At 41.5% G+C, this 24,984-nt stretch carries 20 protein-coding genes and 1 tRNA gene; 11 read left to right on the top strand and 10 right to left on the bottom strand.

The window, feature by feature from the left end; translation table 11 throughout:
- Window positions 1–65: 65 nt before the first annotated feature.
- From lysS to rnb, 4 genes are all read left to right on the top strand, one after another.
- Window positions 66–1,574 (top strand): lysine--tRNA ligase, encoded by a 1,509-nt coding sequence (lysS, locus tag ELZ61_RS09020; RefSeq protein ID WP_126373075.1) that lies wholly within the window; start codon window positions 66–68, stop codon window positions 1,572–1,574.
- Between the two features lie 62 nt (window positions 1,575–1,636).
- Window positions 1,637–2,392: a Nif3-like dinuclear metal center hexameric protein gene (locus tag ELZ61_RS09025; RefSeq protein WP_126373078.1), complete on the top strand. Its 756-nt coding sequence runs from the start codon at window positions 1,637–1,639 to the stop codon at window positions 2,390–2,392.
- Between the two features lie 116 nt (window positions 2,393–2,508).
- Window positions 2,509–3,297 carry an SDR family oxidoreductase gene (locus ELZ61_RS09030; protein WP_035685113.1) on the top strand — a complete coding sequence of 263 codons (789 nt, stop codon included), beginning with the start codon at window positions 2,509–2,511 and terminating at the stop codon, window positions 3,295–3,297.
- Between the two features lie 69 nt (window positions 3,298–3,366).
- Entirely contained in the window at window positions 3,367–5,346 is a 1,980-nt protein-coding gene (gene rnb / locus ELZ61_RS09035) for an exoribonuclease II (RefSeq protein ID WP_126373080.1), read from the top strand.
- Between the two features lie 78 nt (window positions 5,347–5,424).
- Here the strand turns inward: rnb and ELZ61_RS09040 are convergent, their stop codons facing one another.
- Window positions 5,425–6,513, bottom strand: coding sequence for a porin (locus ELZ61_RS09040; RefSeq protein ID WP_126373082.1), 1,089 nt, complete (start codon window positions 6,511–6,513; stop codon window positions 5,425–5,427).
- A gap of 465 nt (window positions 6,514–6,978) precedes the next feature.
- Window positions 6,979–7,950 (bottom strand): elongation factor P--(R)-beta-lysine ligase, encoded by a 972-nt coding sequence (gene epmA, locus ELZ61_RS09045; protein WP_126373084.1) that lies wholly within the window; start codon window positions 7,948–7,950, stop codon window positions 6,979–6,981.
- A 294-nt stretch (window positions 7,951–8,244) separates the two neighbouring features.
- Between epmA and frdA the strand changes: the two genes are divergently transcribed.
- Genes frdA through frdD form a run of 4 tightly spaced genes read left to right on the top strand, consistent with a single transcriptional unit; the run spans window position 8,245 to window position 11,571 of the window.
- Window positions 8,245–10,044 carry a fumarate reductase (quinol) flavoprotein subunit gene (gene frdA / locus ELZ61_RS09050; protein WP_126373086.1) on the top strand — a complete coding sequence of 600 codons (1,800 nt, stop codon included), beginning with the start codon at window positions 8,245–8,247 and terminating at the stop codon, window positions 10,042–10,044.
- On the top strand, window positions 10,037–10,807 hold the full coding sequence (locus ELZ61_RS09055) for a succinate dehydrogenase/fumarate reductase iron-sulfur subunit (protein WP_103853250.1): 771 nt from the start codon (window positions 10,037–10,039) through the stop codon (window positions 10,805–10,807). Before frdA ends, ELZ61_RS09055 begins: the two co-directional genes overlap by 8 nt.
- A 12-nt stretch (window positions 10,808–10,819) precedes the next feature.
- Window positions 10,820–11,215, top strand: a complete 396-nt coding sequence (frdC, locus tag ELZ61_RS09060) for a fumarate reductase subunit FrdC (RefSeq protein ID WP_103855772.1) — start codon at window positions 10,820–10,822, stop codon at window positions 11,213–11,215.
- Window positions 11,216–11,226: 11 nt separating this feature from the next.
- A complete protein-coding gene (frdD, locus tag ELZ61_RS09065) occupies window positions 11,227–11,571 on the top strand; it encodes a fumarate reductase subunit FrdD (RefSeq protein WP_103853252.1) in 345 nt (114 codons plus the stop codon).
- Between the two features lie 100 nt (window positions 11,572–11,671).
- On the opposite strand, the gene rlmKL is transcribed toward frdD, so the two are convergent.
- The 5 genes from rlmKL to ELZ61_RS09090 form a co-directional block, all read right to left on the bottom strand.
- Window positions 11,672–13,816 carry a bifunctional 23S rRNA (guanine(2069)-N(7))-methyltransferase RlmK/23S rRNA (guanine(2445)-N(2))-methyltransferase RlmL gene (gene rlmKL, locus ELZ61_RS09070; RefSeq protein ID WP_126373088.1) on the bottom strand — a complete coding sequence of 715 codons (2,145 nt, stop codon included), beginning with the start codon at window positions 13,814–13,816 and terminating at the stop codon, window positions 11,672–11,674.
- 132 nt (window positions 13,817–13,948) lie between these two features.
- Complete coding sequence (znuA, locus tag ELZ61_RS09075; RefSeq protein ID WP_126373090.1) at window positions 13,949–14,962, bottom strand: zinc ABC transporter substrate-binding protein ZnuA; 1,014 nt, start codon at window positions 14,960–14,962, stop codon at window positions 13,949–13,951.
- A gap of 103 nt (window positions 14,963–15,065) precedes the next feature.
- Complete coding sequence (tcdA, locus tag ELZ61_RS09080) at window positions 15,066–15,839, bottom strand: tRNA cyclic N6-threonylcarbamoyladenosine(37) synthase TcdA (protein WP_164550734.1); 774 nt, start codon at window positions 15,837–15,839, stop codon at window positions 15,066–15,068.
- Window positions 15,839–16,948 carry a murein transglycosylase A gene (mltA, locus tag ELZ61_RS09085; RefSeq protein WP_126373094.1) on the bottom strand — a complete coding sequence of 370 codons (1,110 nt, stop codon included), beginning with the start codon at window positions 16,946–16,948 and terminating at the stop codon, window positions 15,839–15,841. The genes tcdA and mltA overlap by 1 nt, the downstream gene beginning before the upstream one ends.
- Before the next feature lie 162 nt (window positions 16,949–17,110).
- Window positions 17,111–18,438 (bottom strand): IS3 family transposase gene (locus tag ELZ61_RS09090; RefSeq protein WP_126373096.1). Its coding sequence is split into 2 segments (ribosomal slippage): window positions 17,111–17,988 and window positions 17,988–18,438, totalling 1,329 coding nucleotides; the frame shifts between segments, so codons are not numbered across the junction.
- A gap of 175 nt (window positions 18,439–18,613) precedes the next feature.
- Here ELZ61_RS09090 and ELZ61_RS09095 point away from each other — a divergent pair.
- Window positions 18,614–18,690, top strand: a tRNA-Met gene (locus ELZ61_RS09095).
- 131 nt (window positions 18,691–18,821) lie between these two features.
- Here ELZ61_RS09095 and ELZ61_RS09100 read toward each other — a convergent pair.
- Together ELZ61_RS09100 and mpl are read right to left on the bottom strand one after the other, a co-directional pair.
- Window positions 18,822–19,031 carry a cold-shock protein gene (locus ELZ61_RS09100; RefSeq protein WP_115249300.1) on the bottom strand — a complete coding sequence of 70 codons (210 nt, stop codon included), beginning with the start codon at window positions 19,029–19,031 and terminating at the stop codon, window positions 18,822–18,824.
- A 180-nt stretch (window positions 19,032–19,211) separates the two neighbouring features.
- Entirely contained in the window at window positions 19,212–20,576 is a 1,365-nt protein-coding gene (gene mpl, locus ELZ61_RS09105; protein WP_126373098.1) for a UDP-N-acetylmuramate:L-alanyl-gamma-D-glutamyl-meso-diaminopimelate ligase, read from the bottom strand.
- Between the two features lie 148 nt (window positions 20,577–20,724).
- Here mpl and fbp point away from each other — a divergent pair, with 148 nt between their 5' ends.
- Together fbp and ushA are read left to right on the top strand one after the other, a co-directional pair.
- Entirely contained in the window at window positions 20,725–21,726 is a 1,002-nt protein-coding gene (gene fbp, locus ELZ61_RS09110) for a class 1 fructose-bisphosphatase (RefSeq protein WP_126373100.1), read from the top strand.
- 210 nt (window positions 21,727–21,936) lie between these two features.
- Window positions 21,937–23,595: a bifunctional UDP-sugar hydrolase/5'-nucleotidase UshA gene (gene ushA / locus ELZ61_RS09115; protein ID WP_126373102.1), complete on the top strand. Its 1,659-nt coding sequence runs from the start codon at window positions 21,937–21,939 to the stop codon at window positions 23,593–23,595.
- A 97-nt stretch (window positions 23,596–23,692) separates the two neighbouring features.
- On the opposite strand, the gene murA is transcribed toward ushA, so the two are convergent.
- The gene (murA, locus tag ELZ61_RS09120; RefSeq protein WP_126373103.1) at window positions 23,693–24,970 is read right to left on the bottom strand and encodes a UDP-N-acetylglucosamine 1-carboxyvinyltransferase; all 1,278 of its coding nucleotides are present in this window, start codon (window positions 24,968–24,970) and stop codon (window positions 23,693–23,695) included.
- Window positions 24,971–24,984: the final 14 nt, after the last annotated feature.

The raw sequence follows: 24,984 nt of genomic DNA on the forward strand, positions 1-24,984 counted from the left end.
ATTAAGATCACAATTTGTGATCTCAAAATCAAACAAATTTTATTTTTTAATAAAGGTAAAACAAAATGACAGAACAAACCCAAGAATTAGATTTAAACGGTGAAATGCTGGTTCGCCGTGAAAAATTGGCGGCATTGCGTAAAAAAGGCAATGCGTTTCCAAATACCTTCCGCCGTGATGCCCTTGCGCAGGATTTACATCAACAATATGATGAGGTTGATGGCGAAGCTTTGAAAGAACAAGGTGTGGAAGTGAAAGTGGCAGGACGTATTATGACACGCCGTATTATGGGTAAAGCGACTTTCGTTACCTTGCAAGATATGAGCGGACGCATTCAGCTTTATATCGCCCGCGATAACCTGCCTGAGGGCATTTATGCTGATGATGTGGGCAACTGGGATTTAGGCGATATTGTGGGCGTGAAAGGCACATTGTTCAAAACCAAAACCAATGAACTCACCATACGTGCCAGTGAAGTTCAGCTTTTAACCAAAGCCTTACGCCCATTGCCAGACAAATTCCACGGTCTTGCGGATCAAGAAATGCGTTATCGCCAGCGTTATTTAGATCTCATTTCTAACGAAGAATCTCGCCGCACTTTTATTATCCGTTCAAAAGTGATTGCCGGAATGCGTGAATATTTCATCAGCAAAGGCTTTATCGAAGTGGAAACCCCAATGTTGCAAGTGATCCCCGGCGGTGCAGCAGCACGTCCGTTTGTTACTCATCACAATGCTTTAGATATTGATATGTATCTGCGTATTGCCCCTGAGCTTTACCTCAAACGTCTTGTGGTGGGAGGCTTTGAACGCGTGTTTGAACTCAACCGCAACTTCCGTAATGAAGGGGTTTCTGTACGTCATAACCCTGAATTTACGATGATCGAATATTATCAAGCCTATGCGGATTATCACGATTTAATGGATAACACCGAAGAGTTGTTACGCAAGTTGGCCTTGGATATTTTAGGCACCACTATCGTCCCTTATGGCGAATATGAATTTGATTTTGGCAAGCCATTTGAGCGTATCACAATGCACGATGCGATTTTGAAATACGGCGCAGATAAAGGCATTGTGAAAGAAGATCTGTATGATTTAGATCGCGCCAAAGCATTAGCTACCAAACTAGGCATTGAAGTACAAAAATCTTGGGGCTTAGGCTCGATCGTCAATGCAATTTTTGAAGAAGTGGCTGAACATCACTTAATCCAGCCGACATTCTTAATGGCTCACCCTGCGGAAATTTCACCATTAGCACGCCGTAATGATGAAAACCCAGAGGTTACCGACCGTTTTGAATTATTTATCGGTGGCCGCGAAATTGGTAACGGCTTCTCAGAGCTTAACGATGCAGAAGATCAGGCTGAACGCTTTGATGCACAAGTTGCAGCAAAAGAAGCTGGCGATGATGAAGCGATGTTCAAAGATGAGGATTTTGTTACCGCACTTGAACACGGCTTGCCACCAACGGCTGGCGAGGGATTAGGTATTGATCGCTTAGCAATGCTCTTTGCCAACGCCCCATCAATCCGTGATGTGATTTTATTCCCAGCGATGAAGCATAAAGGATAATTTTTAATCAAATAGGGAAAGGTTAGCGATGATCTTTCCCTTTATTATGAAATGGCAACAAAATGAATAATTTAGCCCTAGAACAACTTCTTAACGAAAAACTTAACGCAGCGGAGATTTCTGACTATGCTCCCAATGGTTTGCAAGTGGAAGGCAGAGAGCTGGTGAAAAAAATCATTACTGGTGTAACCGCAAGCCAAGCCTTGATTGATTATGCCATTGCGCAAAATGCAGATGCCATTTTGGTACACCATGGTTATTTTTGGAAAAGTGAAAATCCCTGTATTCGTGGAATGAAAGGCAAGCGCATCAAGGCATTATTGCAAAATAATATTAATCTTTATGCCTACCATTTACCCCTTGATGTTCACCCTGAACTAGGTAATAACGCACAGCTTGCAGCGTTGCTTGGTATTGAAGATCTGCAACCGTTGGAACAAGGAAAATTCAGCATTCCCGTTTATGGCAAGTTAAAAACACCGATCAGCGGTGAAGCATTGGCGCAACGCATTGAACAGCAATTACAGCGCAAACCACTATTTTGTGGCGAAAATGCACCACACTTAATCCATAGCGTGGGAATTTGCACTGGTGGCGGACAAGGATATATTGATCTTGCCGCGCAACAAGGACTTGATGCCTATATTACGGGCGAAGTTTCCGAGCAAACCATTCATTCTGCGCGTGAACAAGGCATTAATTTCTTCGCCGCAGGCCACCATTGCACCGAGCGTTACGGCGTGAAAGCCTTAGGCGAATGGCTCGCGGAAAATCACGGTTTTGACGTGGAATTTAAAGATATTTACAATCCTGCGTAAAAAAATAGGAAAGCAAAGTGCGGTGTAAATTTTGCGAATTTTCAGGTCAGCTTTGTATAAGCGCTACTTTTCCCTTATACTATGCACAATTTTTTCATCACAAATAGGAATAAAAAATGGGTTTCTTAACTGGTAAACGTATTTTAATCACAGGTTTAGCAAGCAATCGTTCTATTGCTTATGGGATTGCGGCTGCAATGAAACGTGAGGGCGCAGAATTAGCTTTCACTTATTTAAATGATAAATTAAAACCACGTGTAGAAGAATTTGCCAAAGAATTTGGTTCAGACATCATTCTTCCCCTTGATGTGGCGAGCGATGAAAATATCACTCACTGTTTTGCGGAATTAAGCAAACATTGGGAAAAATTTGATGGCTTCGTACACGCCATCGCGTTCGCACCAGGTGATCAGTTAGATGGCGATTATGTAAACGCCGCAACACGCGAAGGTTTCCGCATTGCTCACGACATCAGCGCATACAGCTTTGTCGCAATGGCACAAGCTGCACGCCCTATGCTTAATCCAAATTCAGGTTTGGTAACACTCACCTACTTAGGCGCTGAGCGTGCAATTCCAAACTATAACGTAATGTGTTTAGCAAAAGCCTCTCTTGAAGCCAGCACCCGTGTGATGGCGGCAGACTTAGGTAAAGATGGTATCCGTGTAAATGCGATTTCAGCTGGCCCAATCCGTACGCTCGCAGCATCTGGCATTAAAAACTTCAAGAAAATGTTAGCAACCTTTGAAAATACTGCACCATTACGCCGTACTGTAACCATTGAAGATGTGGGTAATTCAGCAGCGTTCTTATGCTCTGATTTAGCTTCAGGGGTAACAGGTGAAGTGTTGCACGTTGATGCAGGTTTCAGCATTACCGCAATGAGCGAATTAGGTGCGGAATAATTTTAACTTTTACAAAAATAAGGCAGACCAATGCGTCTGCCTTTTGTCGTTTATTAAGAAAAAATAATTATGTTTCAAAATAACCCCTTACTTTCCCAATTAAAACAGCAAATTCGTGATAGCAAACCTGTGGTTGAAGGCGTGGTGCGCGGTTCAGACAAGGCATTCGGCTTTTTAGAAACGGAGAAAAAAAGCTATTTCATTCCCCCTGCTGCAATGAAAAAAGTGATGCATGGTGATAAAATCAAAGCGCGCATTGAAACCATTGGCGATAAAGAACAAGCCGAACCAGAAGAATTGCTTGAGCCAATGCTAACCCGTTTTATCGCCAAAGTGCGGTTCAATAAAGACAAAAAATTGCAAGTGCTGGTGGATCACCCCCAAATCAATCAACCCATTGGCGCAAATAAAGCCAAAGCGGTAACGGAAGATCTGCAAGAAGGCGATTGGGTGGTGGCAGAATTAAAAACGCACCCACTGCGTGATGATCGCTTTTTGTTCGCTCAAATCACACAGTTCATTTGCCAAAAAGACGATGAATTTGCCCCTTGGTGGGTAACCCTCGCGCGCCATCAGCAATCGCGCTACCCTGTTCAAGGGCAAGAAAGTTACACAATGCTCGATCAACAAACTCGTGAAGATTTGACCGCACTTCATTTCGTGACTATCGACAGCGAAAGCACGCAAGATATGGACGATGCGCTTTATATCGAAACCTTGGAAGAAAATGGACAAGCAGTGGGCTGGAAATTAGTGGTGGCGATTGCCGATCCAACCGCTTACATTGACGAAAATTCACTGATTGAACAAGAAGCCAAGCAGCGTTGTTTTACCAATTATCTACCAGGTTTCAACATTCCAATGTTGCCGCGTGAGCTTTCTGATGAGCTTTGTTCTCTCATGGAAAATGAAGTGCGCCCCGCGTTGGTTTGCACCATTGAAATTGATCAACAAGGCAATATTCGTAACAAACCCGTTTTCCAATCCGCCAATGTACAATCTAAGGCGAAGTTGGCGTACAACAAGGTTTCAGATTATTTAGAACAACAAGAAAATGCGTGGCAGCCAGAAGATCCTGCCACGAAAAATCAAATTGATTTGCTACACCAATTCACCCTTGCGCGTATTCAATGGCGCAAAACCCACTCTTTATTATTTAAAGAAAAGCCAGATTACAGCTTTAAATTAGCGGAAAACGGCAAGGTGGCGGAGATCGTGGCAGAATATCGCCGCATTGCGAACCAAATCGTGGAAGAATCAATGATTTTAGCTAATATTTGTGCCGCACAATATCTCAATGAAACGGCACAATGTGGCATTTTCAACACGCACAGCGGCTTTGATCAAAAAAACCTTGCAGCTGCACAGCAATTTCTTCTTTCACAATTAGCCAATGAAGAAAATGAAGCAGAACTCAAAGATCGTTATTCTAGCGAAAACTTAGCCACCCTCGAAGGCTACTGCCGTATGCGCCACGATATTGAACCTATTGAAGGAGATTATCTTGAACTGCGCCTGCGCCGCTATCTCACTTTTGCTGAATTTAAAGCGGATCTTGCTCCGCACTTTGGTTTAGGGTTGCAAGGCTACGCCACTTGGACATCACCAATCCGTAAATATTCGGATATGATCAATCACCGTTTAATCAAAGCGAGCCTGACCACTCAGCAATATCACAGACCAGCAGACGATGTGTTGCAACGCTTACAAGAAGCACGCCGTCAAAACCGTTTAATTGAACGAGATATTGCCGACTGGCTATACTGCCGTTATTTAGCCGACAAAGTGGAAAACAACCTACAATTTGAAGCGGAAATCCAAGATGTTATGCGTGGCGGATTGCGTGTGTTATTGTTAGAAAACGGCGCATCAATGTTTATCCCCGCTTCCACTATTCACAATAACAAGGAAGAAATGCAGGTAAACCCAGACGAAATAGCCCTTTATATCAAAGGCGAAAAAGCCTATAAAATCGGCGATAAAATCCAAGTGCAGCTCACGGAAGTGAAAGAGGAAACACGAAGTATTATCGGACAGGTTTTGGTTTAGGCTATTTTACTACAATGAGCCACCATAATTAATTATGGTGGCTCGTTCTTATAATTGGTTTAAATCAAAGCATTAACATTAGAATAGGAAGCGTGCCCCCAATGCAACACGGTGATTTGCTTTTCCATCTTTGTTAAGCACTTTACCACCTTGTTTAACTTTACCTTTACCACCTTCAAGATATACAACAAAGTTTTTATTAAAGCGATGATCCGCACCAACCATCCAACCACGCATTTTAAGGGGCTCTAATGAAGCGTCTGCTTTTTTACCTTTTGCGAAATAATATTGACCATAAACAGCATTTTGTTTTGTGACATCAACTTTAACACCAAGCAAGAAGCGATCGATTCTATTGAGTTGTTCGTTATAGCCAGCAATTTTTTGGAAAACTAAATTACCACTTTCTTTATCTGATTTAGATACTTTTCCATGTGCCCAGTCAAAACCGACACGAACAATGTTATATTTCAATTCCAAACCAATACCTGAGCGTTTTAGTTTAAATTCGTTTGCTTTAGTACCATCTGAAGATTGTGTTACGGTTGTATAACCTGCTCCAAAACGTACACCAAAATCACCGAATGTATTGTCATAGAATAAACCTACCCCATAGCCTTGACCTTCGTTCCAGGCTGTCGTACCACTTGATTTATTATTGGCTTTATTTGCTTGTCCAAAGTAATAATCCGTCGCAAAACGAACACCTGCAAATTTTGCAGACATAAAGTGCGCAGCTTTTTTATGTCCATCAAATAAAATATTGCTACCCCATTCATAGGTATAGTTTGCTTTAGGAATATGATCCCCCAAATGTAATTGGCTACCAAAGGTTAATATACCTATATCTTTTTGGATAAGCCCTGCATATAAGCGATGGGTTCGTAAATTTGAGCCAATACTTCCCGCATCTCCATTATCATTTGAGAATCGTAATTCCACACCACCATAAGCTGAGAAACCAGCACCTAATTCCTGATAAGCTCTTACACGAACACGGGAACCAACATCACGTAAATCCGTGCGATTATTAGCATCATTACGCAATTCAAAGTGCATACGTCCATCTAAATCAATTTTTGTGCCTTCTTTTTCATAGATTACGGTGGCATTTGCGGTGGCTGAAATCATTGCTGTTACAGCTAATGCGATAAGTGTCTTTTTCATAATGAACTTCCTTTGTTTAAGGCCTTATTATGCTCGACAGAATAAAGCTTAAATTTCCATCAACCTGATATTAGTTAACCAAAATAATTTCGGTTGGAAATAATATAGGTAGGTTATTTTTTTCTGTCAAAAATAGGAAACTTTTTCTAATTTAAAGAAACACTATTAAAAACAATATGTTATAAAAGATAGAGTTTCTCCCTAATGAAGTAAAAATGTGATCTAAAAATAGATTTCAACTTGAATGCTCCAGAAAGGAAAGATAGTCAAACTCTATAACCATATGAAAAATAATGTTTTTTAATTACTTCAAATGAGAAACAAAAGAATAACTCCATAAAATAAAATTATTTGAATATTTTCTTCAAATATGAGAGAAGGATCACAATTTGAAAGAAAAACCACCGCACTTCAGTTTTTATCTGAAACTAAAGTGCGGTGGTTTTTCAAGCATTTTTTGAGTGTCTATGCGTTTTCTATATTAAATGAAATAACCTCACTGATATTTTCAGCGCCTAGTGCAATCATAATTAAACGATCCACGCCTAAGGCTACGCCTGCACAATTTGGCACCCCTGCTTTAAGTGCTGCAAGGAATCGTTCGTCAAGCTGACGCGTTGGTAAGCCTAGCTTTTCACGTTGGCGATTATCTTGTTCAAAGCGATGGCGTTGTTCATTTGCATCGGTGAGTTCATTAAAGCCGTTCGCTAGCTCAATGCCTTTATAGTAGAACTCAAAACGCTCCGCCACGCGGTGATCTTCCGAGCTAATTTGTGCTAATGCCGCTTGGGTTGCAGGAAAATGATAAATAGCAACAGGGCGTTCCTGCCCGATTTTCGGTTCAACCACGGTGCTGAATAAAAATTGCAGCAAGGTATCTCTGTCTTCATTTTCCGCTTGTTCCAGATGATGCTCTTTCGCTTTGGCAATTAACTCTTCGCGAGAAGCAGAAAGTGGATCAAGCCCTACATATTCTTGGAACGCAAATTGATAGCTCATACTTTCTGCAGGTTCGCAATCCAGAATTTGTTGTAGCAGATCATCAACTTCATTAATCAGGCGGTACATATCAAAATGTGGGCGATACCATTCCAGCATTGTAAACTCGGGATTATGTTTTCTGCCCGATTCTTCATTACGGAACACTTTGCAAAGCTGAAAAATCGCACCACTGCCAGCGGCAAGTAGGCGTTTCATTGGGTATTCTGGGCTAGTAGAAAGCCATAGGGTTTTCGATTGATGTTTAAAAGGAGAAGTAAATTCTGTGCTAAAGGTGGCAAGATGCACATCTGTTACCCCAAATTCACTTAAAATTGGGGTTTCTACTTCTAATAAACCGCGATCAGTAAAAAAGCGGCGAATTTCGGCCATAATTTTGGCGCGGGCTAATAAATTTTGAATACTGCCCGTTGGTCGCCATTGTTCATTTTCTGTCATAATCTATCTCAGCCATTTTATGAAAAAAGTGCGGTTATTTTACCTGAAATATTTCAACAAGATGAGTTATTTTTATGCAATGTCTTCATTCTAAAAGAGAAAAATTCTCATTAAGTGGGGGAATTCTATCTAACTTTTTTGAGTTAGATCACACTTTGAAACTTTGCTCCCGTTTTTTGATAAAAAAGTCTGATTTATTTTATAAAAGCGTGGCAAAATAAACTCACCCTAACAAATTTCAAACGATTTGAAATTTTCCTTAGACATTTCATCTACTTTATATTGGAGGAAATCGTGCAAACTGTTAATGTCGATATTGCAATTGTTGGCGCTGGTGGCGGTGGTTTACGAGCGGCAATTGCAGCAGCACAGGCAAATCCAAACCTTAAAATTGCCTTAGTTTCAAAAGTTTACCCTATGCGTAGCCATACTGTGGCTGCAGAAGGAGGCGCCGCTGCAGTAATCAAGGAAGAAGACTCTTATGATAAACATTTCCACGATACCGTAGCTGGGGGCGATTGGTTATGTGAACAAGACGTGGTGGAATACTTTGTAGAACATTCCCCTGTTGAGATGACGCAATTAGAACGCTGGGGCTGCCCTTGGAGCCGTAAACAAGACGGTGATGTGAACGTGCGCCGTTTCGGTGGTATGAAAATTGAACGTACTTGGTTCGCTGCCGATAAAACAGGTTTCCACTTGTTACATACCCTTTTCCAAACTTCAATGCAATTCCCGCAAATTCAACGCTTTGATGAGCATTTCGTGTTAGATATTCTTGTTGATGACGGCCACGCTCGTGGTATGGTGGCAATGAATATGATGGAAGGCACATTGGTGCAAATCAATGCCAATGCGGTGATTATCGCAACCGGTGGTGGTTGTCGTGCATTCCGCTTCAATACCAACGGCGGTATTGTAACAGGTGATGGTTTATCAATGGCGTATCGCCACGGTGTGCCATTGCGTGATATGGAATTCGTACAATATCACCCAACTGGTTTACCAAATACTGGGATTTTAATGACAGAGGGTTGTCGTGGTGAAGGTGGTATTTTGGTCAATAAAGACGGTTACCGCTATTTACAAGATTATGGTCTAGGCCCTGAAACGCCAATCGGTAAACCTGAAAATAAATATATGGAATTAGGCCCGCGTGATAAAGTGTCGCAAGCGTTCTGGCAAGAATGGCGTAAAGGCAACACCTTAAAAACCGCAAAAGGCGTGGACGTGGTTCACCTTGACTTACGTCATTTAGGTGAAAAATATTTGCACGAACGTTTACCATTTATTTGTGAACTTGCTAACGCTTATGAGGGTGTTGATCCTGCCAAAGCACCAATTCCTGTGCGCCCTGTTGTGCATTACACAATGGGTGGTATTGAAGTGGACTTCAACAGCGAAACTCGTATTAAAGGTTTATTTGCTGTGGGTGAATGTGCTTCATCAGGCTTGCACGGTGCGAACCGTTTAGGTTCTAACTCACTTGCTGAATTAGTGGTATTAGGCCGTGTTGCGGGTGAATATGCAGCAAAACGTGCTACTGAAGCCGCACCTGCCAACCAAACAGCGGTAGATGCACAAGCGCGCGATGTAATCCAACGTTTAGAAGATTTATATAACCAAGAGGGGACTGAATCTTGGTCACAAATCCGTGATGAAATGGGCGATTCAATGGAAGAAGGTTGTGGTATTTATCGTACCCAAGAAAGTATGCAACAAACCGTTGATAAAATTGCTGAACTAAAAGAACGTTATAAACGCATTCGCATTGCTGATCGCTCAAGCGTGTTCAACACCAATGTACTTTATACCGTGGAATTGGGTTACATTTTAGATGTAGCACAATCTATTGCGAATTCAGCCATTGAGCGTAAAGAATCTCGTGGTGCTCACCAACGCTTAGACTACACAGAACGTGATGATGTGAATTACTTAAAACACACTTTGGCTTTCTACAATGAAGATGGTATGCCACGTATTGAATACAGCCCAGTAAGAATCACAAAATCTCAACCTGCAAAACGTGTTTATGGTGCGGAAGCTGAAGCACAAGAAGCGGCAGCGAAAGCTAAGGAGCAAACAAATGGCTAATCAAGCAATGATGAATATTGAGGTTCTGCGTTATAACCCAGAAGTAGATAAAGAACCTTATTTAAGAACTTACCAAGTGCCTTATGATAGCCAAACCTCATTGTTAGATGCACTTGGTTATATTAAAGATAAACTTGAGCCTGAATTGTCTTACCGCTGGTCTTGTCGTATGGCAATTTGTGGTTCGTGTGGAATGATGGTAAACGATAAGCCTAAACTCGCTTGTAAAACTTTCTTGCGTGATTACAGCGGTCATATGCGTATTGAACCATTGGCTAACTTCCCAATTGAGCGTGATTTAGTGGTGGATCTCAGCCACTTTATCGAAAGTTTAGAAAGCATTAAGCCTTATATTATCGGTAATGAAGCGCCGCCATTAGATGGCAAACCGCACCCATCGGCGGAATTAGCGAAAAGCCGTACTAAGCAAACACCAGCACAATTAGAGAAATATCGTCAATTCTCAATGTGTATCAACTGTGGTTTATGCTATGCCGCTTGCCCACAATTCGGCTTAAATCCAGAATTTGTCGGCCCTGCTGCAATTACATTGGCACATCGCTATAACCTTGATAATCGCGATCATGGTAAAGCTGAACGAATGAAAATTCTTAACGGCGATAACGGGGTGTGGAGCTGTACATTCGTGGGTTACTGTTCTGAAGTGTGTCCAAAACACGTTAATCCAGCCTCCGCAGTGAACCAAGGCAAAATCGAAAGTGCGAAAGACTACGTTTTTGCAATGTTAAAACCGCAAAACTAAAGGAGAAGTAAAATGACAACAGTAACCGCAAGCAAACGCAAAAAATATGTGCGTGAAGTGAAACCAACTTGGTGGAAAAAGTTAGATTTTTACAAATTCTATGTATTGCGTGAAAGCACAGCCGTTCCAACCCTATGGTTTTGTTTAGAGCTATTTTACGGCTTAATTTGCCTAGGCAATGGCACATTCGCCACAAATTTTGTTCATTTCTTACAAAACCCAATCGTGGTGATTTTAAACATCATCACCCTTGGTGCAGTGCTATTAAATAGCTACACGTTCTTTAATATGGCACCACAAATGGCCAATATTATTGTGAAAAATGAACGCCTAGATGCCAAATTGATCTCTCGTGTATTCTGGGGGATTACCGCTTTCGTTAGCATTATTACCTTAATTCTCGTATAGGAAATAAGAATATGAATAAACAAAATCCAAAACGTTCGAATGAACCTGTTGTATGGTTATTATTTGGTGCGGGCGGTGCAATCAGTGCCGTATTCTTCCCTGTTCTTGTGCTGATTTTAGGCTTTTTACTTCCATTTGGATTGGTTTCACCAGACAATATCATCGCATTTGCAGGCACTTGGATAGGAAAATTAGCACTCCTTGCATTACTAATCTTCCCTGCTTGGTGTGGCATTCACCGTGTTCACCTAGGTTTGCACGATTTTAAAGTACATATTCCAGCCGCAGGCGTGATTTTCTACGGACTCGCTACGCTATTTTCAATCTTAACCATTTTTGCCGTATGGCATATTTAAGATAAACGAGAAAATAAAAAACCTTTTCGTAAGAAAAGGTTTTTTTATCTTTCAATCTAAGAATTGTTCAACTTTAAAGCACGGTGCAAAAATCCAAAATTTATTTGGCGAACGTTACTAACCAACAATTATGAATGTGTTTATTACGTTCAAAATCTAATGGCAAGGTTTTGGCGGAAATTTCTACCGCACTTAGACCGAGATTAGCGATGCCGTCAAAATCCATTTTGAATTTTTGTTTATTGTTGGAAAACACAATTGTGCCGTTGGGGCGTAAAATGCGTTTTAAGTGGGTGAATAATTGAATGTGATCGCGCTGCACGTCCCAGCTATTTTCCATTCGTTTAGAATTGGAGAACGTAGGGGGATCAACGAAAATCAAATCAAATTGGCGGTCGCATTTTTCTAGCCATTGTAGACAATCGCTTTGGATCAATTTGTGCTGTTTGCCTTTGATGTCATTTAAAATTAAATTTTGTTCTGCCCAGTTGAGATAAGTGTTAGACATATCCACCGTAGTGGTGGATTTTGCTCCACCTAGTGCGGCGTGAACGGTGGCAGAGCCGGTGTAAGCAAACAAATTTAGGAAATCTTTGCCTTGTGACATTTCACCCAACATTTTGCGGGTTAAGCGGTGATCCAAAAATAGCCCTGTGTCTAAATAATCGGTTAAATTCACCCAAAGTTTCGCGCCATATTCTTCCACATAGAAATAATCGCCTTTGTTGGCCAATTTTTCATATTGATTTGTGCCTTTTTGTTTTTGGCGAACTTTTAGCACCAATTTATTGGTTTCCACGCCTGTTACGGCAAGGGTGGCGGTTACCGCATCAAGCAAACGCTGACGGGCTTTGTTTTCATCAATATTTTTTGGCGCGGCGTATTCTTGCACCACAATATGATCTAAATAGCGATCCACCGCCACGTTATATTCAGGCAGATCAGCATCATAAAGGCGGTACGCATTAATGCCTTGCTGTTTCGCCCATTTTTCGATTTTCTTGCTATTTTTTTGTAAGCGGTTAGCAAAATCTTGCGCAACGGGCAGATTTTCTGCGGAAGAAATTTGCGAATTTTGTACCGCACTTTCTATTTGGTTTAACGGCTTTTCAGCAATCTGATAGTTTTTCTGCACACAATCTAGCGGGCCATTTTTCGCTTTAAATTGGCGATGAGAGCGTAATCGCAAGCAATCCAGCAAAGCAGGTTCAGCACTAAAAATAGACGCGTTCCAACCACCGAATTGCTGTTTTAAGCGTTGCCCAAACACGGAATACAGGGCAATAAGTGCTGGGGTTGTGCCTAAGCGTTCGCCATAAGGCGGATTACAAATTAGCGTACCTTTTTCTTCCGTTGGATTTTTCAGCGCTGCCACATCGCCTTGTTTCCACTGGATTAAATGAGCAACACCGGCATTTTTAGCGTTGCGTTGCGCTTTTTGTAACACGCGGTGATCTAAATCAAAGCCATAAAAATGGGCTTGAGCCTGCTGTGAGCCTTGCTCGGCAAGGGCGATGGCTTCATCTTTCACTTTTTGCCAAGCTTGCGGATTATGCCCTTTCCAGAAATCAAAGCCCCAATGCAAACGGTGCAACTGCGGTGCAATTTGAGCTTCCATTTGTGCCGCTTCAATTAACAACGTGCCTGAGCCGCACATTGGATCAACCAGCGGCGTGCCTTGTTGCCAGCCTGAACGCAGCACAATGGCCGCCGCCAAGGTTTCACGCAATGGCGCAGCGCCTGTGTCTTCACGATAGCCACGCAAATGCAAAGCATCGCCACTTAAATCAAGGGAAAGAATGAAATCATCACGGTTTAAATAGGCGTGAATGCGAATATCAGGATTGTCTTTATCCACGCTCGGGCGGGCTTTGCCTTGACGCTCAAAATAATCCACAATGCCGTCTTTTACACGCATTGCGCCAAATTGAGTATGACGAATTTCACGGTTTGTGCCGTTAAAATCCACCAAAAATTGGCAGCGTTCGTCAAAAATATCCAGCCAATTTTGCCCGATGACGGTAGAGTAAAGATCCAAATCGTTATAAATTTTGCTTTGTGCCAAAGGCAGTAAAATGCGCGAGCTGAGTCTTGACCACAACAGCGTGCGGTAAAGGGTTTCTTCATCGGCTAAATAATGTACGCCCCCTTGCGCAATTTGACATTCTTGTGCGCCAAGTTCGCTGAGTTCGGTTTTTAATAATTCTTCAAAGCCACGGGCGGTGGTGGCAAATAATTTTTTCATTGGCATCTCTTGTGCTTCATCAAAAAGAATGGCGGGATTATAACAGAGCCACAAAGTGCGGTCGATTTTAATTCTGTTTTTTATATAAAAGAAAAGAGCGAACAAGGTGTTCGCTCTGAGAAGAAAATAACGTTATTTCAAACAGTTATAATAGCTGTCGGCGGTAAATTGTAAGAAATTGGCATAAGAATTTTTGCCTAATTTAACGCTGTCGCCCATTGGATCTAAGCGCCCTACATTCACTCCTGTGGCGTTGTGTAGGCTGTCTATGACTTTTGGGGTGAATTGTGGCTCGGCAAATAAACAGCTGACTTTGTGTTCTTCAATTTCTTCTTTGATTTCAGCCAGTTTTTTTGCCCCCGGTGCAACCAATGGATTAATAGTAAACGCGCCCACTTGATTTAAATCATAAGCCTTATTGAAGTAGGTGTAGGCATCGTGGAACACATAGAAACCTTTTTGCTGAACAGGCGCAAGTTGTTGTTTTATTTTGCTATTTTGCTCGCTTAAAGTGCGGTTAAATTCTGCTAAGTTTTGTGCGATCAACGCTTTTTTATCAGGATATTGGTTGGTTAATTCCTTCGCTAGTTTTTCTGCCACAAGCTGGCTAATTTGTGGTGAATACCAAATATGCCAGTTTACTTCTAAATTTGCTTGACCGTCTTTGTGTTCATTGTGATGATGAGCGTGGTCGTGGTCGTGGTCGTGGTCGTGGTCGTGGTCGTGGTCGTGGTCGTGGTCGTGGTCGTGGTCGTGGTCGTGGTCGTGGTCGTGGTGATGATGCTCGCCTTTATAAAGCATATCAACAGGAATTTCACTCATTTTGGCGATGGTGATCACTTTGCTTGGATCCACATTTTTTTTCAACGAACCTGCTAAAAATTGATCCACATCTTCGCCGATCCATAGCACTAAATCAGCCGCTTTTAATTTCTGCACATCAGACGGTTTTAGATGATAATCGTGCGGTGAAGCGCCTGCTGGCACGAAAACTTGCGTATCGGTTACGCCGTCAGCAATGGAAGAAGAGATAAAGCCTAAGGGTTTGATGGAGGTTACCACGCTTGCATTGGCACTTGTCGCGCAAAAAGTCGCAAGGGCAACGGCGCTAAGTTGAGTTGGAAAACTTGAGATGAATTTACGCATTTTTTACCTCGTGAAATAAGATGTCAAAAAAGGGGATAAAAACTGTGCTTAGCTTATCCCCTTTTAGATAAAATTGCTATCTTTTTTTTTATTAAAAAATAAGTTATTTAATCGTTGTCAGCAGTTTGTCGATTACCCGAGAAACGGCAAAAAAGCCGAAAGTAGCGGTAATCATCGTTGCCGCGCCAAAGCCATTAGCGCAGTTCATTGTGGCGGAAACGGCACAATTTCCTTCTTGCTGTGGGAAAATTAATGGCTGGGTGGAAAATACACAATCCACGCCAAACTTGCGTTTAGGATTTTGGCTAAAATGATAATCTTTGCGTAAAATTGACCGCACTTTGGCAGCCAAGGGATCTTGAATGGTGCGACTTAAATCTGCAATTTGGATTTGGCTCGGATCTGTCTGACCACCTGCACCGCCCACGGTGATCACCTTGATTTTATTGCGTTTGCAATAGGCGATCAGCACGGCTTTGGTTTTGACGCTATCAATGGCATCAATCACATAATCATAGCCACGGCTGAGATAATCCGCCAAATTTTCCTGTGAGAGAAAATCATCAATAATATTCACCTTGCAATCAGGATTGATCAACGCAACACGTTCTGCCATCACTTCTGTTTTCAGCTTGCCCACATTACCTGAAATGGCGTGAATTTGGCGATTAATATTAGTAACGCAAATGTCGTCCATATCAATCATTGTGATCTCACCAATGCCAGAACGAGCAAGGGCTTCCACCGCCCAAGATCCCACGCCACCAATGCCGATCACGCAAATGTGCGCTTGGCGTAAACGTTGCAAGGCAGCAGGGCTGTAAAGTCGCCCAATGCCGCCAAAACGCTGTTCGTAATTATCAATGCGATCTGTCATTATTGTAATAACCACACACGTCCGTAATGTTTGGATAAGCCTGCGATATGGCCTGCTTCATCACCGATCCCGCGATATAAATCAAAGTGATGGCCTTTCACCGCACCGCCCACATCTAAGGCAATCATCAAATGTAATTTGTGTTCGCCAGTCCAGTTACCTTTGCGGTCAATTTGCGGCACTTCCACTAACACCACCGAGCCAGAAGGGATAAGTGAGCGATCGGAAGCAATCGATGCCATTGGCACGAGCGGCACGCCTGCCGAGCCTTTTACTTTGCCCGTTGGATCGTTTTTAAAATACACATAAGATGGATTGCGTTCTAACAAGGCTTGCAAGCGCGATGGGTTCGCCTTTGCCCAATCTTTAATGGCTTGGATAGACATTTTTTCTTTGGCAATTTCACCATCTTCCACCAATAAACGCCCAACCGCCACATAATCTAAGCCATTTTGCCCTGCGTAGGCGAAATAGTTCAAGTCGCCATTACCAAAATCCACATAGCCACTGCCTTGCACACCAAGTAGGAAATTGTCGATCATTGAATCGCTGTAAGCTAATTCTAAGCCTTTACCACGCAATGCACCGGCATAAATTTGCGCACGGCTCACGCGTTTTTGCGATGGGCTTGGCATTGCGTAAATGGGTTGATTATATTTGCCTTGTGGCGTACGGCGTGCGTGGATAACTGGGGAATAATAGCCTGTCATCAACACGTTTTGATAGCCATCTTGCCCTTTCATAATCATTGGCTGAATGCCAAAACTGGATAATTCATTGACGTTTGCCCCCGATAAAACCCAGTTAGTGATCTTGCCGTAGCTCACAGCAAATTTATTGGTTAAGCGTGAAGAATATTGATGCACATTAGAAAGCTGGGTTAAAAAATCCCCTTGATTTATCACCGCACTTTGATTTTCTACGCTGGAAACTGGCATTAAGAACTGTTGCTGATAGCTGCGTCCATCATATTTTGCGCCGAAGATTTTCGGATCTGCCAAGTTATTATTTGAATTTGGCATTCGGTTAGAATGATTAGAGCTTGAACAAGCGGAAAGCACCGCGATAGCTAAAAGTGCGGTGCAATTTTTGAGAATTTTTGCAGACATCGTTATTTGAAGTTCCTTAATAAAATCATTTGCAATCAAACGGCGTAAAATAACAAAAAACCGCTCAAAGTGATAGCAGTTTTTGCGTTCTTTTATTTTTCTAAAAAGAAAAGTGCGGTGGAAAATTTGATCTGCCCCCAAAAAGTTAGACTATATTCTAATTTAATTCAAGGACTGAGTTCTGTATTCCACAGGGCTTAGTCCTTTGAGCTTCACTTGAATACGCTCATTGTTGTAGTAATGAATGTACTCGTGAATCACTTTTTCAAGCTGTTCAAAGGTTTCAAACCGCTTGCCAAAGTAACATTCCGTCTTCAATCGCCCGAAAAAGCTTTCCATCGCACCATTATCAAGGCAATTGCCTTTTCTCGACATACTTTGCGTAATACCGTGTTTTTTCAATATCTCCCGATAAGCCATCATTTGATACTGCCATCCTTGGTCGGAATGCAGTATCGGTTTTTCCCCCGCTAATCGGTTCATCGCCTGGGTCAACATTCTGGTTATCTGCTCAAAATTCGGACTTCTCGCCACATCATAAGCAATAATTTCGTTATTAAACAAGTCTTTAATCGGTGATAAATACACTTTGCCTTCCGCACATTTGAACTCGGTGATATCCGTTACCCACTTCTCATTCGGCATCGTTGCCGTAAAATCCCGTTGCAACAGATTATCAGCAATTTGTCCCACTTTGCCTTGGTAAGAACGATATTTTTTCTGCTTACTTTTTCCTTTTAACCCCAAACGTTGCATTATCGCTTGCACCCTTTTGTGGTTGATAATCAAGTATTTCCTTAATTCCAAGGTAATTCGACGATAACCATAATTTTCGTCATTTTTGCGATAAATTTCCTCTATTTTCTGTGAAATCGCTACATTTTTATCCGACTTTGGCTTGAGATGATAAAAGAACGAACTGCGTGCCAATCCGATTAGCCTGAGTAACAATTCCAACGGGAAACGCGAGCGTAAGGCATTTACGATGACGGCTTTTTCTGCATTTTTTGTTGGTTGAGTTCCTGCAACTTTTTTAGCATTGCATTCTCCGCTTCTAATTCCAAAATTCGGTAACGCAAGCGTTCTTCTTCTGTTTTGGGCGTTGGTGGCATTTTAGGTGAGTTGAGTTTCATACTTGGACGACCTTTAGGTTTGAGTAATAACCCATCTATACCTTGTTTTTCAAAGCGTTGCAACCATTGACTAATTATCCCTGAACTGGGGATATCAAAGCGAAAGCAGGCGGCTTCAGCGGAGCACTGGCCTTTTTTGATAGCTTGAATAACCTTTAATTTAAACTCAACAGAATAATATCGTTTTTTACCTAACACAGCTAATCCATTGATTCCATTATGATTAAATTTCGCAATCCAACGTGCTAACGTTCTTTGGGGAAGCTGAAAATACTGGCGAGTAAGCGAACGGTTTTTTCCATTTTGATGATAAAAGTCGAGCACTTGTTGTTTGAAACGTTGAGTATATTTAGTCATAAAAAATCTGCACCTTAATCAATTGGTTGTTTAGTACAACTTTTGGGGTGCAGATCAATTTTGAGCATTTTGCCTTGAAACTCAGCAAATTGCCGATTTTTCTATCAGTTAAACCGTTTTTTTAGGATTAAGGCTTGCATTAAAAATAAAACAGCGTATAGTACGCCCCCACAGACGCGGGGTGGAGCAGCTTGGTAGCTCGTCGGGCTCATAACCCGAAGGTCGTTGGTTCAAATCCAGCCCCCGCAACCAGGTTTCTAACCGCTGATTTTATCAGCGTTTTTTTTATTTATCTTTTTCCTTATTTTTCTGCTCTAGATTATTTAGAAATATTTTCCATAAAAAAACACCGCACTTTCGTTGCGGTGTTTTAGTGAAAAGAATTAAGCTAAAACCATGACGTTTTCTGCTTTTTTTCCTCTTTTATCATCAATAATATCAAACTCCACGGCTTGACCTTCTTTTAAGGTGCGGAATCCTTTAGATTGAATTGCTGAGAAATGTACAAACACTTCTTCTCCACCTTCTGATTGTAAAAAACCAAACCCTTTTGTTTCATTGAACCATTTAACGGTTCCATTATTTTTAGACATTGTAAATCCTAAGTTAAATCTAATCTTAGATAACGCAATAATATTATGATGATAAAATAAAAAACTTTAAATATAGCCACAGATTATTGATTGTTATCTCTACTGCTTAAAAAGCAAAGCCATAGTAACAGCATATAGCTAAAATAGCACCTTTTATTTTCAATAAATCCCATTTATTTTTTAATTAGCTAATTTATCAAGTAATTTTTGATGAATACCACCAAAACTGCCATTTGACATCACTAAAATGTGGTCGCTTGGTTTGGCTTCTGCCACAATCATATCCACTAATTTATCTAAATTTGCTGTCCAGCTAGCTGGTTGAACACATTGGTTTGCAATTTCCACCACGTCCCACGGAATGTTGTCTGGCTGTAATAAAAAGATGTGATCAGCGCGTGCCAGTGCTGGCGCTAGCTCATCTTTATGAACGCCCATTTTCATTGTGTTGGAACGAGGTTCTAACACCGCAAGAATGCGTACACCGCCGCCCACTTTATCGCGAAGTGCGGTTAAAGTGGCGAGAATTTCTGCTGGGTGATGGGCAAAATCATCATACACACTAATGCCATTCACTTCGCCTTTTAGCTCTAAACGGCGTTTTGCATTAATGAAACTGCCTAAAGCGGCACAGGCATTTTCAATCGACACGCCTGCGTGATACGCCGCCGCAATCGCCATTAATGCGTTGTGCATATTATGTTGTCCAACAATATTCCATTTCACCTCTGCCACTTTTTCGCCAAAATGATACACAGAAAACTCGGTACAATCATTGGTGATGCGTTCAGCATACCATTCCTGCCCTTCTCCCAAGAATTGTTGTTCCGACCAACACCCCATTTCTAAGGTTTCTTTTACACTTTGTTCGTTAGCGAAAGATAAAATGCGTCCACTTGCCGGAATGGTGCGGATCATATGATGAAATTGGCGTTGGATCGCTTTGAGATCATCAAAAATATCCGCGTGATCAAAACCAATGTTATTGATAATCAAGGTTTTTGGATTGTAGTGAATAAATTTCGAGCGTTTATCAAAAAATGCGGTGTCATATTCATCGGCTTCAATGACAAAAAATGGGCTTTCACCTAAACGGGCTGATGTACCAAAATTGCCCGCAATGCCACCGATTAAAAAGCCGGGGTTTAGTCCATTTTTCTCTAAAATCCAGCTGAGCATACCTGTTGTGGTGGTTTTCCCGTGCGTGCCAGAAACCGCCAACACCCAACGATCACGCAATAAGTTATCGTGCAACCACTGCGGTCCTGATGTATAAGGTAACCTATTCTCAAGCACATATTCCACGCAAGGATTGCCACGCTTCATTGCATTGCCAATTAACACTAAATCTGGCGCAGGCATAAGCTGAGCAGGATCATAATTCGGGATAATTTCAATTTGATTTTCCTGTAAAAAAGTACTCATTGGCGGATACACATTAACATCCGATCCCGTTACTTTATATCCCATCTGTTTGGCAATAATCGCCACACCACCCATAAACGTGCCGCAAATTCCAAGAATATGAATATGTTTTTGTGTCATTTTTTTATCTCTTATACAAAAAACGAAAATAAAATGTGCCTGAGATCACAAACTCAGTAGGAGATTATTTCTCTTGTTCAAAGGCTAGCTATAATAAATCAACTCTTTCAAACTGTACAATGTATTGATTCAAAAATAAGGATAAATTATGAAAACGTTAGGGCAATTTATTGTTGAAAAGCAAGCGGAATATCCCAATGCAAAAGGCGAACTTTCGGGCATTCTTTCTTCTATTCGCTTAGTGGCGAAAGTGATCCATCGTGATATTAATAAAGCAGGGCTAACCAATAACATTATCGGTAACTCTGGTGTGGAGAATGTGCAAGGCGAAGTGCAAATGAAGTTAGATTTATTTGCTCACAACACAATGAAACAAGCCCTCATTGCACGCGAAGAAGTGGCAGGATTTGCTTCCGAAGAAGAAGAAAATTTTGTGGTCTTTGACACCGAACGCGGACGCAATGCAAAATATGTGATTTTAACCGATCCCTTAGACGGCTCATCAAATATTGATGTGAATGTTGCCGTTGGCACGATTTTTTCTATTTACCGCCGTGTTTCCCCTATCGGAACACCAGTAACCTTAGAAGATTTTTTGCAACCGGGGCATCGTCAAGTGGCAGCTGGTTATATTGTTTATGGTTCATCAACAATGTTGGTTTATACCACTGGTAATGGGGTGAATGGCTTTACTTACGATCCGTCCTTAGGAGTATTTTGCCTTTCACACGAAAATATTCAAATGCCAGCAACTGGCAAAATTTATTCCATTAACGAAGGGCAATATCTCAAATTCCCATTAGGGGTGAAAAAATACATTAAATATTGCCAAGAAGAAGACAAAGCCACTCAACGCCCTTATACATCACGCTATATTGGCTCTTTGGTGTCTGACTTCCACCGCAATTTATTGAAAGGTGGGATTTATATTTATCCAAGCGCCACAAACTATCCAAATGGCAAACTTCGCCTGCTTTATGAAGGCAACCCAATGGCATTTTTAGCCGAACAAGCAGGCGGCCTTGCCACTGATGGCTATCAACGCATTTTAGATATTCAACCAACGGAATTACACCAACGCTCACCGCTTTTTGTTGGCTCAAAAGAAATGGTGGAAAAAGCACAAGCGTTTATGCGTGAACTCAGCTAAGGAAAAATAAAGGCATAGTCTATGTTCTGCCCTCAAAAAATAACATACTAAGGGCAGATCATAGATTCCTTTTTTACGATAAAAATTCATAAAAATTGCACCGCACTTAAAAATATCGCAATTTCTTTTTCATTCTACGAAATAAATGTTCTCTTTTTGCGCAACTTCCGCTAAAATAAATCCGCTAATTAACCAACTAGGAGAATGATTATGAAATTAGCCTCATTGTTCAAATACTCAACACTCACATCACTTTTAGCCATTTCTTCTTTCAGCTATGCTTACCAAGCCAACCAAACTTATCATTTCACATTGCTTCACACGAACGATTTACACGGTCATTACTGGCAAAATAAAAATGGTGAATATGGTTTAGCAGCGCAAAAAACTTTGATTGATCGCATTCGTGCGGAAGTTGAACAGAAAGGTGGTTCAGTGATCTTGCTCAATGCAGGCGATTTCAACACGGGTGTGCCAGAATCTGATTTACAAAATGCCAAACCTGATATTGAAGCATTAAATTTGATGGGCTACGAGGCATTAACGCTAGGCAATCACGAATTTGATAATCCATTACAACTTCTTGAAATGCAAGAGAAATGGGCAAAATTCCCATTCCTTGCTGCGAATGTTTATAATCAAAAAACGGGGGATTTATTAGTCAATCCTTACACAATTTTAGATAAGCAAGGATTAAAAATTGCAGTGGTTGGACTAACCACAGAAGATACGGCGAAGCTAGGAAATCCTGAATTTATGTCCGCAGTGAGATTTGAACGCCCAGCGGAAAGTGCAAAAACCGTGCTCGCAGAATTAGCCAAAAATGAACAGCCCGATCTCAAAATCGCCCTTACGCATATGGGATTTTACCCTGATGCAAAATACGGTTCTAACGCACCGGGCGATGTTTCAATGGTACGCGAATTGCCTGCGGGAGCATTTGATATTGTTATCGGCGGACATACGCACGACACACTATGCATAAATGAAGATGGTTCATTTAACAGTAAATTTAAACCGAGCGATAGCTGTAAACCATTGTTTGAGAAAAACACTTGGATTATGCAAGCAGGGGAATGGGGCAAATATTTAGGGCGTGCAGATTTCACCTTTAAAGATGGCAAGCTCTCCTTAGAAAATTATCAATTAGTACCAATTAACTTGAAAAAGAAAGTGAAAAAAGAAGACGGCTCAAGTGAATATGTGTTGTATCAAGAAGAAATTCCAGCCGATCCAGCATTACTTGCGCATCTCAAAACCTATCAAGATCAAGGGGATAAATTGCTTGGTCAAGTCGTTGGGAAAGTTGATGATCGTTTAGTGGGCGATCGCGATATTGTACGTTTCCATCAAACAAACTTAGGACAACTAATTGCCCGTTCACAAGCAGAACGCGTGAAAGCCGACATCGGCATTATGAATTCCGGCGGTATCCGTGCTTCTATTGAAGGGGGAGATGTAACCTATAAAGATATTCTAACTGTACAACCTTTCGGTAATATCATCAGCTATTTTGAGATGAACGGAAAAGATTTGCTCAATTATCTTGATGTCGTGGCATTAAAAGAAGTGGATTCAGGGGCTTATCCACAGTTCTACGGCATTACAATGACCGTAGATCGCAAAGCGAAAAAAGTATCTGATGTGAAAATTCAAGGAAAACCAATCGATCTCAATAAAATGTATCGAGTTTCTTTACCAAGCTATTGTGCTGCTGGGGGAGATGGCTATCCTGTAGTTACAGATAATCCAACTTATGTTAATGCAGGCTTTGTTGATGCAGATAGCTTGAAAGAATATTTCCAAGAACACTCACCAATTAAAGCAGCCGATTTTGAGGCAAACAAAGGCATTATTTATAAAGAATAATGTTGTTATGGATATAAAAAAATAGCCAGAGCTTTTCTGGCTATTTTTTAATGGAATCACGAAAGAAAACAAGGCTTACAAAATATTTCCTTGTTTTTTATTCAAATGTATCTTTCTCCGTAAATCGCTCAATTTTCGCCCCTAAGGCACGCAATTTATCTTCGATATGCTCATAGCCACGATCAATATGATAAATGCGATCTACAATGGTTTCACCACTTGCGATACAACCTGCCAATACCAAGCTGATTGAAGCGCGTAAATCCGTTGCCATTACTTCCGCACCTGAAAGGCTTTCTACACCGTGGCAAATCGCGGTATTGCCTTCAATTTCGGCTTTTCCGCCCATACGGATTAATTCGGGAATGTGCATAAAGCGGTTTTCAAAAATGGTTTCGGTAATTTTGCTTGTGCCTTCCGCCACCATATTTAATAGGGTGAACTGCGCTTGCATATCTGTTGGAAAACCAGGGTGTGGCATTGTGCGAATATTCACGGCTTTCGGACGTTTGCCTTTCATATCTAGCGTGATGGTATCTTCGGTGATCTCAATTTCAGCCCCCGCTTCACGCAATTTATCAATCACCGCATCAAGAGTATCTGCTTTCGTGTTATGGCAGACAATGCGCCCGCCTGAAATCGCCCCGGCCACAAGGAATGTGCCAGTTTCAATACGATCGGCAACCACTGCGTGTTCGCAGCCAGTTAAACGCTCTACCCCTTCAATCGTGATAGTATCAGTACCTGCACCGCTAATTTTCGCGCCCATTTTATTTAAGAATACGGCGGTATCAACAATTTCAGGTTCGCGTGCGGCATTTTCAATAATGGTTTTTCCCTGTGCAAGCGTGGCTGCAGTCATAATAGAAAGGGTTGCGCCCACGCTCACTTTTTCAATCACAATGCGTGTGCCGATCAAACGCCCATTGGTATGCGCTTTGACATAACCATCTTCAAGCACAATTTCTGCGCCTAAACGTTCTAAACCGCTGATATGTAAATCCACAGGACGCGCACCAATGGCACAACCACCGGGGAGCGAAACCTGTCCTTGATGAAAACGCGCCACCAAAGGTGCTAATGCCCAAATTGAAGCACGCATTGTTTTCACCAGTTCATAAGGTGCAATGAAATGATTGATTTTTGAGCCGTCTAAATACACCACGCCACCGTCTTTTTGCTCTACTTGCATACCAAGCTGACGCAAAATTTTTAGTGTGGTTTCAATATCTTTTAACTCGGGTACATTGGTTAAGGTAACAGGTTCTTCGGCTAAGATTGCGGCAAATAAAATAGGCAAAGCGGCATTTTTTGCCCCTGAGATTTTAACATCACCGCTTAAACGAGATTGCCCATAAACACGAAATTTTTGCATATCAACGTCCTAAA

Origin of the sequence: Avibacterium volantium (assembly GCF_900635775.1) — a bacterium.
Classification (GTDB): domain Bacteria; phylum Pseudomonadota; class Gammaproteobacteria; order Enterobacterales; family Pasteurellaceae; genus Avibacterium; species Avibacterium volantium.